The sequence below is a fragment of the Paenibacillus sp. FSL R7-0331 genome (assembly GCF_000758645.1).
GTDB lineage: Bacteria > Bacillota > Bacilli > Paenibacillales > Paenibacillaceae > Paenibacillus_AQ > Paenibacillus_AQ camerounensis.
This window is the reverse complement of record NZ_CP009284.1, coordinates 3234064-3249675: the sequence shown is the minus strand read 5'-3', so window position 1 is coordinate 3249675 and position 15612 is coordinate 3234064. Positions and strand designations below refer to the sequence as shown.

Below are 15612 nucleotides of genomic sequence, written 5' to 3'. Positions count from 1 at the left end.
TTCTATAAATTGTTAAATTAATCCTGATATCCCCAGTATAACTAACGGGCGTTAGTTAGTAAAGATGAAATTTACAGCCTGCTCTGCTATAAATAATGACCTCGACCGCAGTTCCTGATAATAAACCTAATAAACAACAAAAGCAGCTGATCCCGTTAACCGGGGTCAGCTGCTTTACAAATTTCTCATCTATTATTGTGTCTTAAACTTATTTATTTCCTGAATTAGCTGCTCCGCACTTACGGTCAGCTCCTTAGCGGTATCGGATATGGCGCTGATTGTTGCAGTCTGTTCTGTTGTTGAGGAAGCTGCCTCTTCTGTTGAGGCTGCACTCTGCTCGGCAACAGCGGCCAGACCTGTAATCACGTCGGATACCTGGCCTGATCCGGATTTCAGCTCGGTCATGCCGTCCGCTATAAAGCCCAGCTTGGCAATGATGTCCTCAACTGATTTGCGTATGCGGTCAAATGATTCTGATGTCTCTTCCATTGAGCTCAGCTGAGACTCGCTATTTACGCGGAGCTGTTCCAGCTCGCCGGCGCTTTGCCGCCCGGCCTCATTGAGATCCTTAAGCAGCTGATCAATGCCGGTCACCGAATGGGAGGACTGTTCAGCCAGCTTGCGGACTTCACCGGCGACGACTGCAAAGCCTCTGCCATGCTCTCCGGCCCGTGCTGCTTCTATGGAAGCATTCAGCGCAAGCAAATTCGTCTGGGCTGCAATCGCCTGAATGCTATTCGTGATGAAGGATATTTCATTTATTTTGTCCAAGAGCAGCCCGTTAGCGGCTTCAACCCGTCCGGTGTTCTGCTGTCCGGCTTGTACCAGATCATTCTGCCGGGATATTGCTCCGACACCGCTCTCCATCGCCTGATTTACATCCATAATATTAGATGTAGCATGTCTGGCCTCTTCCACAATCTGATCAATAACCTCGTTGATATCCGCTACCATTTCTGCACCGGACTGGATCGACTCGGCTTGCTCTGAAGCCCCATTTGCAATATCGTCAATAACTGCCGAGATTTGTCCGGCAATTTCATTACTGCCCAGAGCATCCTTATACATGATTCTGGAAGAATCCTGGACAACCTGCGCAGATTGATTCACTTGTGCAATCAGATTCCGCAGGGAGCCTGCCATTGCATTAAAGGATAATCCCAGCTGGGCGATCTCATCCTTCCCCTTCACCGGTACACTTACAGTCAGATCACCGGCCGCAAGCTGCTCAGCACTTTTTTTCATATTAAGCAACGGCTTTAACGCTTTTAGGGCGAACAAATAGGCGCCCGCAGCTAATACCACACTGAACAGGACGACTAAACTAATCAGAAGCTTCCGGGTGAATATAAGCTCGGCAAATGCCTCTTTTTCGGAAATAGAGGTTCCTACAACCCAGCCGGTGCTCGGAATTTGCTCATAATAGACTAATTGGTCATCCTTGTTATACACATATTCAGAATGGCCTGAAGGCTGCTTGAGCATTTGCTCGGCAAGGCCGGCATAACCGGGCTGTTCAGCCAGCGGCTTATTTAGCAGCTCCTGCTCCGGGTGGGAAAGAACGACTCCCGTACGGTCCAGCAAAAAAGTAAAGCCATTGTCCGTCTCGATGGAGCTGATCCGCGTCTTAATGGAATCAAGGGAGATATTCTCCGCCATTGCCCCTTTAAACCCGCCGTTCTGATCATGGAGCGGAACCCCTATGTATATAGACTGAATTCCGGCTTTTGTTGTATAAGCATCGCTTATGGTCAGCTTGTCAGCTGCCTTAATGGCCAAATACCAGGGACGCTCGCGCGCATCAAAGGAGGCGTCAGGAATAAATCCCGCACCATCCATATAGGTTCCGTCCTCCAGGCCAAAATAAATGGTAGCGATATCTTGTTTGTTCTCCGGCAGCTGAAAGGCCTGCAAATGCTCCATGCCGATTTCCTCCAGCGGTACTGTCTGTTCAATAACCGTACCGAGGGTTTCGATTACTTTAGCATTAGTCTGCGCCCAGCCGTCAATTTCAGCAACAGCTTTTTGGACGGTGCCCTTCAGCTGTTCATCAATAGAATCATGTGTCTGCTTCTGGATCAGAAACAGTGAAAAGTAGCTTAGCGGCACCGCCAGAATAATACAGATGGATGTTACAAGGATGATCACTTTTGTCTTCAGATTCACGTACATTCCCCTTTTACAATCTTTTTCATCACTTAATATATCGGTTTTTCTGACTGTTTCATTACTTTTTTCATTTGAAGAATACATAATTAGATTAGTATCATTCAGTTAATCAGCAGAAAGAAGGCCTCTCATGACTATATTTCACAGCACGTTAGCTTACGTTGATGATACCTTTTACACACAGGCAGGTTTGATCGTTGAATCCGTGCGCGAAGAACCGTTGAATGCTGAGTATGGAGCGGGAATTTTTCAGTTAAATGGAATATCGGTGCGATTTCGTGTTGCAAAGACTACTCCGTCCAAGGCCGGTCAGTTTGTCGTCTTTTGGGAGAAGGACAGCGAGAGCAAAAACCGGGCATTTTCATATGCGGAAGCGCCTCAACTATTGGTGATTAATGCCTTCCATCCCGATACCGCGGAATTGGGACAGTTTGTGTTTCCAAAGGATGTTCTGAAGCAGAATGGGGTCCTGGCAACAGAAACGGCAAAAGGGAAAATGGCGATGCGCGTCTATCCGGATTGGGATACCGTATACAGCAAGCAGGCAGCACACACTCAGAAATGGCAAAAGCCTTATTTTTCCAGAGTAGAACCGCTAAATCAAGATCTTTTAGAGGTGTTAAAGCGGCTGTATTTTGTCATTTAGGTTTGTAATAAAGCATAACTTATGTTATCAATTGTAAGACGAAGAATATTATACATACAAAGTGAGGTTTTATTATGTGGGAACGTGCAGATTTAAAACGAAGGGCCAAGAATGTCCTCCGGACCTCTTATTGGAAGGCTTTTGTAGTGAGCTTAATCCTGATTGTTCTCGGGGAAGGTTCAGGTATTCCAAGTGCCAGCCAAAATCTGAGATCATCAGACCGGTATGAATGGCATAACTCTGTTAACAGCATTGATTGGGGGTTTCTCGCCCCCTTCCTGCTAGTCGCGCTGTTCTTTATTATAATCATTGTTCTGGTCGGCATCGCCTTTGGCATCCTGATCAGTTCTCCCCTGATAGTCGGTGCACAGCGCTACTTTAAGCGGTCAGCCGAAGGTGAAGTCAGCATGCGGAATGTTGGTTACGCATTTAACAAAGACCGCTACTGGGCGGTTGTGGTCACGATGCTCTGGAGAAACTTTTTACTATTCCTGTGGTTCCTCCTGCTGATCATTCCGGGTATCATAAAATCATATTCGTACAGTCAGGTACCGTACATTCTCGCGGACAATCCGCATATCGGGTACAGCCGTGCAGTCGACTTAAGCAGACAAATGACTCACGGGCATAAGTTCCGCATGTTTGTCCTTGATTTAAGCTTCCTTGGCTGGGTTCTGCTGGGATTATTGGCACTGGGGGTCGGCGTCTTGTTTGTGCAGCCCTATATCAATGCGACCAAAGCAGAGCTGTATCTGGATTTGCGTCACAATGCGCTCGCTGGAGGATTGACATCAGAGTATGAGCTCAATGTGATTGAAACACCCTACTACAAATGATGGACAGTGAAAAAACAACAGGAGGCAGCTCTCAGGCTGCCTCCTGTTCTTATTATTCAGCAAACGTCACATGTATGGATACAACCTCTGAGCGTGACCCAATCCGGATCGGAGGTCCCCAGAACCCATATCCTGAAGATACGACGGAGTGCATCTGCCCCTTCTGCAGATAACCCCAGTCATTTTCAAATATCCGTGAGGTTATCAGGTTAGCCGGTGCGATCTGCCCGCGGTGGGTGTGGCCCGACAGCATCAGATCAATGCCCTGCTCCTCTGCGGTACCCAATTCGACCGGCTGGTGCTCCAGCATGACTACCGGCTGCGACCGGTCGATTTCCTGCGTCAGAGCAGCCAGGTCTGCCCGCTCATCATCACTGTAATCCTTCCGGCCAACCAGCGTCAGCCAGTCTCCAACCTGTACTGCCTCGTCATAGAGCACCTTCATCCCGCTCTCCTCAAGCAGGCTGATCAGCTCCTGAATCTCCCCATTGAACCTGTCATGATTCCCCAGCGAGGCATAGACTCCCAGCGGTGCACTAATCCCCGATAGAATATCACCTATCCCCTTATTCTTATACGGTACGATATCATCATCTATAATATCACCGGGCAGCAATACAATATCGGGCTTCAACGCGTTAATTTCTTTAACCATCCGCCGGGCATGTCCTGCTCCGGACAGATAACCGAAATGCATATCAGAAGCCATTACAATATGCAGCTGGCCGCTCTCCGGACCAGGCTTGTCAATCTTGATATCATAGGAGCGCGTAACCGGACTGAAGGCGTTAAAGCTGCCGAAGCCTATCAATACTACCAGCAGCAGCAAAGTGATTATCCCCGACCATTTCTGGACCGTATGGCGCGGCAGCCGTGACAGCTTGGTTAGCCAGACAATAAGGTGGATAATCGGCAGCAGCAGAACCGACAAGCTGAACAAGGCCAGCCAATAGCTGCCGATTACACTTAACACCGCTGAACCGGCTACTACTCTGGATAGAATAAGTGAGCTGGCCAGAAAGACGAGCAGAATGATATAGACCAGGCGGAATCTGGCTGATACGACGGGCTTAATCCAGCTCCAGCCGCTCCACCCGATGTAGAATACGATTGCGGCGTACAAAAGAATGAATACGATTCCGAGAATAATAAACATGTTAACCACCTTACTAATTGGAGTGATATCTGCGTTAAAAGCATACTTAACAACCGTCCTCATCAAGTCTACAGTAACTGCAAGCCCTCCTGCAACTTCCGCGGATACAGCCCTACATTCTAACCGCTGCTCTGTTGACATTATTCTTTAATTATCGTTTACTAGTTTGGACCTTACTCTCTTACTATTATCCGGAGGACTTCTTCATGGCAAAGACTATTTTTCCGCGGCTGCAGGGCAACAGCCGGGGCTGCCTGACCTTTGAACCGTTTTTTCTGATCCCGTTCAGCATGTTCTCCACCTACGCTACCCTATATATGTACGAGCTGGGACTGACCGAGCTGAACATCGGCTGGATTACGACCATCGGACTGATCGTGCAGGTATTCTCTTCCCTGCTAAGCGGATATTTAACCGACCGCATGGGACGCAAACGGGCCATCCTGTATTTTGATTTGCTCAGCTGGAGTCTGGCTACCTTACTGTGGGCTTTTTCACAAAACCTGTGGTTTTTCGTTGCCGCAGCCATCATCAACGGCTTTCAGCGTGTGCCGCATATTGCCTTTTACTGCCTTATTGTAGAGGACACCAAGCCGTCTGACCGGACTTATGTATTCACCCTGCTGCAGATCATCGGGGTTATCGGAGGACTGTTCGCCCCGCTCGGCGGCCTGCTGGTGAATCAGTACGGTATGGTTACAGGCATGCGGATTATGTATGTAATCGCCTTTCTATTCATGACCTTTCAGTTTGCCGGCCGTCATCTGACAACACGTGAGACTGAGGCAGGTATCCGTAAACGGCAGGAGACCCGTGAACTGGGGCTTAGAGAGAGCATGATCGAATATGGCGGCGCTTTCCGGGAGCTGGGAACGGACCGCAACCTGCTGCTTATCTTTGGTGTGTACATCCTGTTTAACTTCCAGGCAACATTGAAGACGACGTATCTCTCACTCTATATGGCAGACTATTTACGGCTTAACAGCGGCATTATCTCCCTGTTCCCGGCGGTTTCCTCCATCATTATGCTGGTGACGCTCTGGCTCCTTATGCCCAAAATTCCGGATCAGGCCGCTCACCGCGCGATGATGGCCGGCTTTGGACTTTCTGCAGCATCCAATGTAATGCTGGCACTCTATCCTTCCTCCAGCCTGCTGTGGATCGGGCTCAGCACTGTTCTGGCTGCTGTAGGACTGATGATTAGCTCTCCTTATCTGGAGGCTGCGGTGCAGAACGCCATAGAAGATGACAAGCGGGCCAAGGTATTCTCCATGCTGTCCGTGCTGATTCTGCTGTTCACCGCACCTGCGGGCATCATCGGCGGCTGGGCTTACAAGCTCGACCCGCGGATCCCCCTGTGGCTCGTAACCGCAGCCTTTATCGTTTCCTACATGCTGCTGCACCTATACCTGAAACGTACCGGGAGCAAAAGCAACGTTTCTGCGGTCTGAAAACAAATTCGCTGGCAGCACCAATTGCACAAACATTCTCCGCAACAAAACAGGGATGCTTCTCAGCCAGATCATGGCGTGAAGACATCCCTGTTTTGTTCAGGAAGCTAGGAAGTAGGATCAGATTTGAGACGTTCCTTCTCCAGCACCTCTTTCAGATCATCTTGAATGCGCTTGTTCCACAGCGGAACTCCGGTCCGGTAAGCCGCCCGCCCGGTCAGATGGGCTGACAACGGTGAAGTCATAAAGACGAAGACAATCCCAAGCAGCAGCTTCGCGCTGATGAAATCGAGAAACACAGCAAAGTAGAGAAATGCGCCGCTTAGCACACACAGGACACCCAGCGTAGCGCTTTTGGCTGCCGCATGTGATCTCAGATAAACGTCAGGCAGACGGATCAGTCCAAACGAGCTGACGGCGCTTAGCAGCGCCCCGGTCAGAATAAGCAGGGCAAACAACAGCTCAATCACGGTCTTGATTGTCTCCATGCTCGAACACCACTCTCCTTTCGATATATCTGGCAAAAGCCATGGTTCCGATAAAAGAGAGAATCCCGATCAGCAGAATATATTCTATAAAGGACTGTGTTCTGAACAGCACCGACAGAACGGCAACCATAGCCAGCAGATTGATGCCGATGGTGTCCAGTGCGGCAACCCGGTCAGGCAGTGACGGTCCCTTGACCAGCCTCCAGGCACAAATGCCGATGGAGATAACCATAATCGAAACAGACAGCATGAGTATAGAGTGAATCATGAGCGGGACACCTCCAGAATCGCGCGTTCGAACGTGTTGCGGATGTTGTCTCTGAACTGCTCTGCATCCTTAATGTCCATTGCATGAATGTACAGGGTACGGTTGTCCTTGGAAACCTCCAGCACAACCGAGCCGGGAGTCAGACAGAGCAGTGTAATGAGTACAGCGACCTCCCAGTCCGACTTCAGCTCTGTAGTGTACATCAGAATGGCCGGACGGATATCCAGATTCGGCCTCAGTACCGCCTTAACCACGATATAACTGGATACGACCAGTTCCCGCAGAAGCAGGGCTGCCAGCTTAATGATAGCCCAGCCTTTGCCGAGATACAACCGTCCGTCGAAGAAGCGCCGCAGTCCGAACAGGACAAGAATGCCGAGTACATAACCGACGATGAAGCCGGAAGCTGCCCAGTCATTATTGAGGAACATCCACAGAAACGCTATCATGAAATTCAATAATATTTGAAAGGCCATCTGGATCTACTCCTTTCATGACAGCGTTAATGTATTGTGCCGGATCAGCCAGCACGGCTCCAGCCTGCATTACAAATCCGTTCACCGTCTCGGCACCGACCCCCATCAGAATTACGAGTACAAACAGCACCGCAGCCGGCGCCATCATAGCCTTATAATGCAGCGGACGAATCTCTTCTTCGCTTCGTTCACCGCCCCAGAACACTCCCTGGAACACTTTAATCAGCGAATACAGGACCACAAAGCTTGACGCCAGTGCGATAAGAGCCAGCGCTACATGCATCCCGCCGAAACCGCTGCGGATCATCATAACCTTGCCGGCAAAGCCGCTAAGCGGCGGTACGCCGACCAGTGCAAGCGTCAGAATAAAGAACATCCACCCTGTCCATGGATACCTGCGGATCAGACCGCCCATCAGCTTAAGCTGCTCGGTTCCCGAGGCTGCAAGGATCATGCCTCCAAGGAAGAACAGCAGTGCCTTGGCAATCATGTCATGCATCAGATAGAACACAACCCCGTTAAGCGAATCCTGGGTCAGGACAGATATGCCAAAAGCAAGGAAGCCTACACTGATAATAATGTTATAGTTGAAAATCCGGCTTAGATCGCTGTATGCCAGCGCTCCAACCGCCCCGAGAATCATCGTTGCTCCGGCCATCCAGCCCATCAGGGAATGGGTAAGCCCCGTATCATGGATAAAGATAAGCGTGAACGTGCGTGTAATGGCGTAAAGCCCTACTTTGGTAAGCAAAGCTCCGAACAACGCCCTTACTGCCAGCGGAGGGGCACTGTAGGAATCCGGAAGCCAGAAGAATAGCAGCAGCCCGGCTTTGAGTGAGAATACCAGCAGCAGCAGAACGGCGATAACATTCATTATGCCGCCCTGACCTGCTTCCGCCACACGCATAGCCAGATGAGCCATATTAAGCGTGCCGGTCGCCGCATAAAGATAGGCAATGGCGGCTACAAACAAGCTGGACGACAGAACATTAACCAGAATGTATTTTAACGTCTCACGCAGCTGAACCCTGGTGCCCCCCAGCACAATCATGGAATAGGAGGCGACCAGCAGCACCTCGAAGCATACAAACAGGTTAAACAGGTCACCGGTAAGGAAAGACCCGGATACGCCGGTCAGCAGAAAATGAAAGAACACATAGTAGTAATAACGCTCCCGCTCTTCACCGATGCTGGCAAAGGAAAAGAACAGGCAGGCTGCTCCGACTATTGAAGTCGTCAGAACCAGCAGCGCTGCAAACATGTCAGCGACAAAGACGATCCCGTATGGCGGCATCCAGCCGCCCATATACAGCGTCTGAATGCCATCTGTATGAACCTGGTAGACGATTAAGGCAGCTACTGCAATATTTATAAACCCGCTTACAGCACTGATTATGCGCTGCAGGCCGATTCTATCCTTCAGAAAAATAAGGATTACCGCCGTTAAGGCCGGGATCAGCAGAGGCATTACAAGCAGATTATTCATTCTCTCTCCCCCCTGCTTCCTTCTACATCATCCATGCCGGCTGAGCGGTAAGCCCGGTAAGCCAGCACGATGAAGAACGCGGATACCCCGAAGCTGATGACAATCGAGGTTAAGATAAGCGCCTGAGGCAAAGGATCGACATAGGAATCGGCGTTCTCGCCAAGCAGCGGGGACGCACCTGTCTTCAGTCCGGCCATAGTCAGCAGCAGCAGATGGACGCCGTGCGTAATCAATGTTGTGCCCAGCAGGATGCGGAGCAGGCTTTTAGACAGGACAAGGTACACACCAACAGTAAACAGGACACCGATCGCCAGGGCAATAAGGAGTTCCATCAGTCATCCCTCCCGATCGTAAAGATAATATTCATGGTGACACCGATGACCGACAGATATACGCCCAGATCGAACAGCATCGCCGTAGTCAGCTCGGTCTTGCCCATCACCGGCAGCTCGAAGTAAGCAAAGGCCTGGCTGAGGAAAGGCACATCAAAGATAAAGGAGCCTATCCCGGTGAGGAACGCCATCAGAATGCCCACCGCAATTAATATGCGGTAATTGACAGGCAGCACCTTCTCTACAAAATCCATCCCGAATGCAATAGCCAGCAGCACAAGCGCCGCTGCAGCCATCAGGGCTCCGATAAAGCCCCCGCCCGGATTGTTATGGCCCGCAAAGAACAGGTACAGGGAGAAGGTAATAATAATGACGAAGGCCACCTTGGCTACGGACTGCAGCAGCACATCGTTGCTGCGGGAATAGCGTGGCTTTTCATCGTCGAACATGCTTTTTACGGCTGCAGGCTTGTTGTCCGGCTCAATCTTCAGCTTGATCATGGAGTAGATTGCCAGCGAGGCAAGCCCCAGCACCGTGATTTCAAACATGGTATCGAACCCGCGGAAATCTACAAGCAGCACGTTGACAATATTTTTGCCGCCGCCCAGCTTATAGCTGTTCTCGGTATAGAAGCTTGAGATCGATTCAAACGGGCTGCTGTCAAGAGCTGCCAGTGCCACCATTGTCATAGTAGCGCCAAATCCGATAGAAATGATCAGCTTCGGAAGCTTCAGCCGGAATTTGACCTTCTCACGCCCCAGCCGGGGAAGATGGCGGAAGCAGAGCAGGAACAGGGTAACCGACACCACTTCAACAATCATCTGGGTAAGCGCCAGATCAGGTGCCCGGAACAGGACGAACAGCAGCGTCACCATGTAGCCAACCATTCCCGTCAGCAAAATCGCCGATACTCTCGATTTGGCGAACGGAATAGCCAGCGCGCCGGTCAGCATAACCAGCACGGCAACGACTTCAAAGAAGGAAATCGGCGCATACTCGCCTTGCCCGAGCGTAATGCCGTCTGTGTACAGCATGGTACCGCCAACAATTACAATGATTAAAGTAAAGATATACATCAGATAATGCCGCATGGAGCCCGTCATATACAGCCCGGTTAACGAACGGGACGCCCGTTCAACCAGCCGGATACTGCCGTCATAGACCTGGTTCAGCGTAATGCCTCTGCCCCTGCCCCATTCTCTGTCAACGAGACTGAACCGGCCGTAAACCCGGTACACAACAACACCCAGAATAATTACACCAAGCGTCATCCATACTTCAGTGTTAAAGCCGTGCCAGAAATAGATATTGACGTAAAAAGGGGAGCTAGCCGCAATTTGCGGATGAATTGCATTCATCCCCGGCACAATGAGCGTCTTCGACAGCATATTGGGGAAGAATCCGGTGACAACCGCAAGCAGCGCCAGCAAAATGGGTGACAGCAGCAGCCCGAACGGTGCCTCATGCGGTTTCTTATCCAGCTTCTCCGGCTGATATTTGCCGAAAAAGGTATGGAAGACCATAATCATGCTGTATGCAAAGGTAAATATACTTGCTATCCAGGCTACAACCGGAACAATCGTAAACAGGGATTGCATACTCAGAAAATCCAGCTCCCGGATATTCAGAACCGCAGTAAAGAACATCTCCTTGCTCAGGAAGCCGGCAAACGGCGGCAGGCCTGCCATTGAGAAGCTGCCGATCAGCGCGACTGTAAAGGTCACCGGCATCAGCGAGACCAGACCGCCCAGCTTGCGCAGGTCACGGGTGTTCGTCTCATGGTCGACAATCCCGACAACCATAAACAGGGAGCCTTTGAATATGGCGTGATTGAACAAATGGAACAACGCTGCCGTTGTTGCGGCGGTAAAGAACACAGCCTCTTCACCCGTGTAGAATGAAGCTGCTGATCCCATACCGAGTAATCCCATAATCAGTCCAAGCTGACTGATTGTAGAATAGGCTAACAGAGCCTTCAGGTCCGTCTGCTTCATCGCCTGGATCGATCCATAGATCAAGGTGATCAGGCCGACACCCGACACAATCCAAAACCACTCATATTGCCCCGCAAACACCGGGCTGAAGCGTGCGACCAGATACAGGCCGGCTTTGACCATAGTTGCCGAGTGCAGATAGGCACTGACCGGAGTCGGTGCTTCCATCGCATCAGGCAGCCAGATATGAAACGGAAACTGGGCCGATTTGGTGAAGGCACCCAGCAGAATCAGCAGCATGGCAGGAATAAACAGCGCCTGGCCGCTGATAGATTCGGCCTGGCTCCAGATTTCACGGATACTGAACGTGCCGGTCATGACATACAGCATCAGGAAGCCGGCAAACATTGCCAAACCGCCAAATACCGTAATCAACATTGACTTCAGCGCGCCGTACCGCGACTTTTGTCTGCGGTGCCAGAAGGCAATCAGGAGGAATGACGATACACTGGTAAGCTCCCAGAAACCGTACAGTACCATCAGGTTATCGGACAGCACTACTCCCAGCATGGCCCCCATAAACAACAGCAGATATACATAAAATGGGGTAAGCTCTTCCTTGCGTTTGTCCAGATAGTAAATGGAATAGAGGACGACAAGCGTACCCATTCCTGTAATTAACAATGTGAACAGCAGACTTAAACCGTCCAGGTGGAACACCAGATCAATGCCAAGGGATGGAATCCATGAGATAATATCATATCCGGAATCCCCTCCCTTGATGACCGGTATGCGGGTCAAAAAATAAACGAACAACGCCAGCGGTCCGGCAAACACGAGCCATCCTCTATGGAGTCCGGGCAGCTTCCCGCGTAGAAGCGCTATCATTAGGGCCAGCAGAAACGGAACAAGAACGGTTATATGCAGCAAAGGCAAGCCTCCTTTTCCACCTTATTTATTTAGGTTGTGAACATTGGTACTTACTCCCAGAAGAAAAAGCAGGCTACAGCGGATCAGTCAAAGTTCCTTCACAGATATGCAAATACCTTGCTTTACCATCTTGCTCAATTCTGAACAAGCCATTCTCAAATTCGGTATGCAGCTCATGAAAATATTTACCCTTGATGAAGTCCGTTCCTTCCGGCTCATCACTGAGCTGATACACGCCGCCATTCTTCACCAGATAAGAGATGACGCCTTCCTCATGTGTCTCTTCCAGACCTGCACGCATCCGCTGGACAGCAACCACATGCAAATCCATCATTTTCATCTTGCTGATCAGCTCATTGACAAAATTACGTTTGGTGAGCTCCTGCCAGAGTGTCTGCGCAGACTGGCCGATAATGATCTGGGTTACTTCTTTTTCTTCTGCTGCTTCAACGATAACATCTGTAGTCTTACGGCCCCGCCGCTTGCGGACCATAAACTCTGCTCCGGCCTCTTCAGCCAGACGTTTCCAGACAGCCATAAACATTTCCTTGCTCTGATTATATTCATCACTGTCCGAACTATCGACGTTAAGCACATATAGCGGTGCCCCGATAAGCTCAGACAGCTGGACACCGCGCCGGATTAACCGCTCTCCGTGCGGACCGTAATGAACACATACCATAATCTTTTCCTTATGAATGACCTTCGCCCTCCTGTGTGAAATGGGTAAGAAATACAAAAGGAGCCTACTGGCGTAAGGCCCCTTTCTGTTGTTCTAAACCCTTAAATGTTATATTTAAAGTATATCTATTCAGGTGCTGTTTGTAAAGTTTACGGACACGAAAAAGACAAACAAAGAAAGCAGGAATTTTTATGATCTATGTTGCATTACTGCGGGGAATCAATGTAGGCGGGAACAATATTATTAGCATGAAGCTGCTTAAACAGACATTTGAGCATGCCGGAATGACCTCTGTAACCACCTATATTAATTCCGGAAATATTATCTTTTCTGCAGCTGATCCTTTGCAGGAGAATTTGTCTGAACGGCTCGAACAGGCCATATTAAAAGACTTCAGCCTGAGCATAAAGGTTCTGATCCGCAGCATGGAGGATATCCGAACTGTTAATGATGCGTTGCCGGATACATGGACCAATGACGACCGGCTGAGAAGTGATGTCATGTTCCTGTGGCAGGAGACGGATACGGAATCCGTCCTGGACAAGCTTCCGCTTAAGCCCGGTATCGGCACGCTTCTGTATATTCCCGGTGCAGTGCTGTATTCTGTGGAGCGTGAGAATGTCACCAGAAGCGGAATGGCCAAGCTGATCGGCAGCAGTGTGTATAAGCTCATGACCGTCCGTAATGTGAATACCACCCGCAAGATTTACCAGCTTATGCTGGCGGCAGAAGCGCAGCTTGCATAAAGAAGCCAGAGCCTGCAGTAAGAGCAGGCTCTGGCTGTTCGCGGTACAGCTCGACCTTTCACCCTCTGCAGCCTATCCGTCAGCAAGAAAGGTTTGCCGGAACAGGCGGCTAAGCTTCAGGAACTGCTCAATCTCCAGCCGGTGAACCGGCTTGAGCTCTTCACTGCTTCTAGCCCTTGAATGAAGGGTCAGCTTGAGGCCTTCCTGCTGCAGCAGATATTTGGCATTGACCGGATAATGGCGGCCCTCAAATAAATGAAGCGGGCCGAGCAAGGTCTGCAGCTGCTCTGCACGCACAGGGTCCTGCTTCCAGTTGCGGGCAATCCATACATATAAATCAAGATGGAAATTGGTCAATATCCCGCTGTAGCCATGCGCGCCGGCCTGCAGTGAGCCCAGGTAGGAGGTGCCGTTAGCATTATAGATTTTGAGCGTTGTTCCTTGAACAGCAGCTGCCTTCTGCCTGATCTGTTCCAGATCACAGCTCGTCTCCTTGAGGAAGAAGAAGCGCCCGGTCTGAGCGCACCATTGCAGAAGCTCCGGGGATAGCAGCCTGTGGTAAGGAACCGGACATTCATACAATCCCAGCTTTACACCCGGAACCTGTTCCATGATCGTGCTCAGATTGCGCTTCCATACTTCATCATCATCCTCTGGTCCGGCGATCCGGCTGGTTACCAGTACAACAGCATCCACTCCGGTCTTGGCCATTGCCGACAATTCAGTGATCTGCTCCTCCAGATCATCCGAATTGTGTCCGGAAGCAACAACCGGAACTCTGCCGGCGGTCTTTTCAGCAACAAAGCGGGCCAGCTCTGTTCTCTCATCAAGTGACAGATAGAGCATCTCACTCGAAAGACAGACTGCGAATAAACCATGGACACCTTTGTCCAGATACCATTCAATCAGCTCTTCCAATGCCGTATAGTCTATCTCATTATCCTTCGTGAACGGGGTTAGCATAACCGGCCACACACCGTCCGGCAATAAGCAGTTGTCCAACACAATGCCTCCTCACAGCTGGCCGTCCCCATTCTCAGGGAAGGCAGCCTCCTGGTATAATAGCTAAGAGTCTATCATCATTATAGGCTTGTAAGCGCTACATCTGAATGTCATAATAACGCCAATTCATGACATCATGTCACCATGCATGTCGTCCCGGAGAGAGTGAAGGTGCAGCTTAAGTGGATATTGTACAATACCAGTTCTCTAATTTTTCCAGCATTCATAATGTCGATCTGAAACTATACTATTGCGGAACCGAGCAATGCCAGTCCGGTCATGAGGTAGGTCCGATGGTGCGTAATTACTACAAAATCCATTACATCCATAGCGGAAAAGGAGAGTTCCGGACCGGAGGCAAATCGTACAGGCTGGGAAAAGGGCAAGGATTTCTGATAACTCCGGAGAATCTGTCCTACTACCGGGCTGACGGGGATGACCCATGGACCTACTCCTGGGTGGCTTTCAACGGCATGCAGGTGGAATACTATCTCAAACGGTCGCTTTTATCGGATGAACAGCCGGTCTTCAGCTCGGACCGGGATGAATACATTCAGGCCTGCTTTCTTGAGATGTTCAAAGCAACACAGCATACGCTGACGGATGAGCTGCGGCTGCTCGGTGCGCTCTATTCCTTCCTCTCCGTCATACTGGACCCTGCGTCTGTACCGGCTGGCTCTACCGGAGCCAAAGGCCAATACGTGGAGCAGACGATTGCCTTCATCGAGCAGGAATATGCAACGGATCTGACAGTCGGGCAGCTGGCTGAACGTCTGAAGATTAACCGTAAATATTTGTCCAAAATATTCAAGGACGCCACAGGTATTACACCTCAGCAATATATCATAATGTACCGGATGAACCGGGCCGGCGAGCTAATCCGCAAGTCTGCGCTTTCCATGAGTGAAATTGCCTGCAGCGTCGGCTACAATGACCCGTTCCAGTTCTCACGCATGTTCAAAAAAGTGATGGGTGAAGCCCCCCGCGACTATCGTAATTCCTCAGAGTAG

The 15612-nt window shown here is 50.2% G+C and carries 15 protein-coding genes; 5 read left to right on the top strand and 10 right to left on the bottom strand.

Going from position 1 to position 15612, the window contains the following annotated elements:
• Positions 1 to 192 precede the first annotated feature (192 nt).
• The gene (locus R70331_RS13555) at positions 193 to 2166 is read right to left on the bottom strand and encodes a methyl-accepting chemotaxis protein (protein WP_042176284.1); all 1974 of its coding nucleotides are present in this window, start codon (positions 2164 to 2166) and stop codon (positions 193 to 195) included.
• Positions 2167 to 2299: 133 nt separating this feature from the next.
• Here R70331_RS13555 and R70331_RS13550 point away from each other — a divergent pair, with 133 nt between their 5' ends.
• Together R70331_RS13550 and R70331_RS13545 are read left to right on the top strand one after the other, a co-directional pair.
• Positions 2300 to 2815: a MepB family protein gene (locus R70331_RS13550; RefSeq protein WP_042176282.1), complete on the top strand. Its 516-nt coding sequence runs from the start codon at positions 2300 to 2302 to the stop codon at positions 2813 to 2815.
• 146 nt (positions 2816 to 2961) lie between these two features.
• A complete protein-coding gene (locus R70331_RS13545; RefSeq protein WP_197071429.1) occupies positions 2962 to 3651 on the top strand; it encodes a DUF975 family protein in 690 nt (229 codons plus the stop codon).
• Between the two features lie 52 nt (positions 3652 to 3703).
• Here R70331_RS13545 and R70331_RS13540 read toward each other — a convergent pair whose 3' ends face one another.
• Positions 3704 to 4807, bottom strand: a complete 1104-nt coding sequence (locus R70331_RS13540) for a metallophosphoesterase (protein WP_042182637.1) — start codon at positions 4805 to 4807, stop codon at positions 3704 to 3706.
• 206 nt (positions 4808 to 5013) lie between these two features.
• On the opposite strand from R70331_RS13540, the gene R70331_RS13535 reads away from it, so the two are divergent.
• A complete protein-coding gene (locus tag R70331_RS13535) occupies positions 5014 to 6258 on the top strand; it encodes an MFS transporter (RefSeq protein ID WP_042176277.1) in 1245 nt (414 codons plus the stop codon).
• Between the two features lie 107 nt (positions 6259 to 6365).
• Here the strand turns inward: R70331_RS13535 and mnhG are convergent, their stop codons facing one another.
• From mnhG to R70331_RS13500, 7 genes are all read right to left on the bottom strand, one after another.
• On the bottom strand, positions 6366 to 6746 hold the full coding sequence (mnhG, locus tag R70331_RS13530) for a monovalent cation/H(+) antiporter subunit G (RefSeq protein ID WP_042176273.1): 381 nt from the start codon (positions 6744 to 6746) through the stop codon (positions 6366 to 6368).
• Complete coding sequence (locus R70331_RS13525; protein ID WP_042176271.1) at positions 6721 to 7014, bottom strand: Na(+)/H(+) antiporter subunit F1; 294 nt, start codon at positions 7012 to 7014, stop codon at positions 6721 to 6723. The genes mnhG and R70331_RS13525 overlap by 26 nt, the downstream gene beginning before the upstream one ends.
• Positions 7011 to 7490 (bottom strand): Na+/H+ antiporter subunit E, encoded by a 480-nt coding sequence (locus tag R70331_RS13520; protein WP_042176269.1) that lies wholly within the window; start codon positions 7488 to 7490, stop codon positions 7011 to 7013. The genes R70331_RS13525 and R70331_RS13520 overlap by 4 nt, the downstream gene beginning before the upstream one ends.
• Positions 7432 to 8976, bottom strand: coding sequence for a Na+/H+ antiporter subunit D (locus R70331_RS13515; RefSeq protein ID WP_081947608.1), 1545 nt, complete (start codon positions 8974 to 8976; stop codon positions 7432 to 7434). The genes R70331_RS13520 and R70331_RS13515 overlap by 59 nt, the downstream gene beginning before the upstream one ends.
• Positions 8973 to 9308 (bottom strand): Na(+)/H(+) antiporter subunit C, encoded by a 336-nt coding sequence (locus R70331_RS13510; RefSeq protein WP_042176267.1) that lies wholly within the window; start codon positions 9306 to 9308, stop codon positions 8973 to 8975. Before R70331_RS13510 ends, R70331_RS13515 begins: the two co-directional genes overlap by 4 nt.
• On the bottom strand, positions 9308 to 12178 hold the full coding sequence (locus tag R70331_RS13505) for a Na+/H+ antiporter subunit A (RefSeq protein ID WP_042176264.1): 2871 nt from the start codon (positions 12176 to 12178) through the stop codon (positions 9308 to 9310). The genes R70331_RS13510 and R70331_RS13505 overlap by 1 nt, the downstream gene beginning before the upstream one ends.
• Positions 12179 to 12245: 67 nt before the next feature.
• Positions 12246 to 12854, bottom strand: a complete 609-nt coding sequence (locus R70331_RS13500; RefSeq protein WP_042176261.1) for an adenine nucleotide alpha hydrolase family protein — start codon at positions 12852 to 12854, stop codon at positions 12246 to 12248.
• A 191-nt stretch (positions 12855 to 13045) separates the two neighbouring features.
• Between R70331_RS13500 and R70331_RS13495 the strand changes: the two genes are divergently transcribed.
• Entirely contained in the window at positions 13046 to 13600 is a 555-nt protein-coding gene (locus tag R70331_RS13495; RefSeq protein WP_042176260.1) for a DUF1697 domain-containing protein, read from the top strand.
• A 72-nt stretch (positions 13601 to 13672) separates the two neighbouring features.
• Here the strand turns inward: R70331_RS13495 and R70331_RS13490 are convergent, their stop codons facing one another.
• Positions 13673 to 14602 carry a dihydrodipicolinate synthase family protein gene (locus R70331_RS13490; RefSeq protein ID WP_081947607.1) on the bottom strand — a complete coding sequence of 310 codons (930 nt, stop codon included), beginning with the start codon at positions 14600 to 14602 and terminating at the stop codon, positions 13673 to 13675.
• Positions 14603 to 14784: 182 nt separating this feature from the next.
• Between R70331_RS13490 and R70331_RS13485 the strand changes: the two genes are divergently transcribed.
• Positions 14785 to 15612: an AraC family transcriptional regulator gene (locus R70331_RS13485; protein ID WP_042176259.1), complete on the top strand. Its 828-nt coding sequence runs from the start codon at positions 14785 to 14787 to the stop codon at positions 15610 to 15612.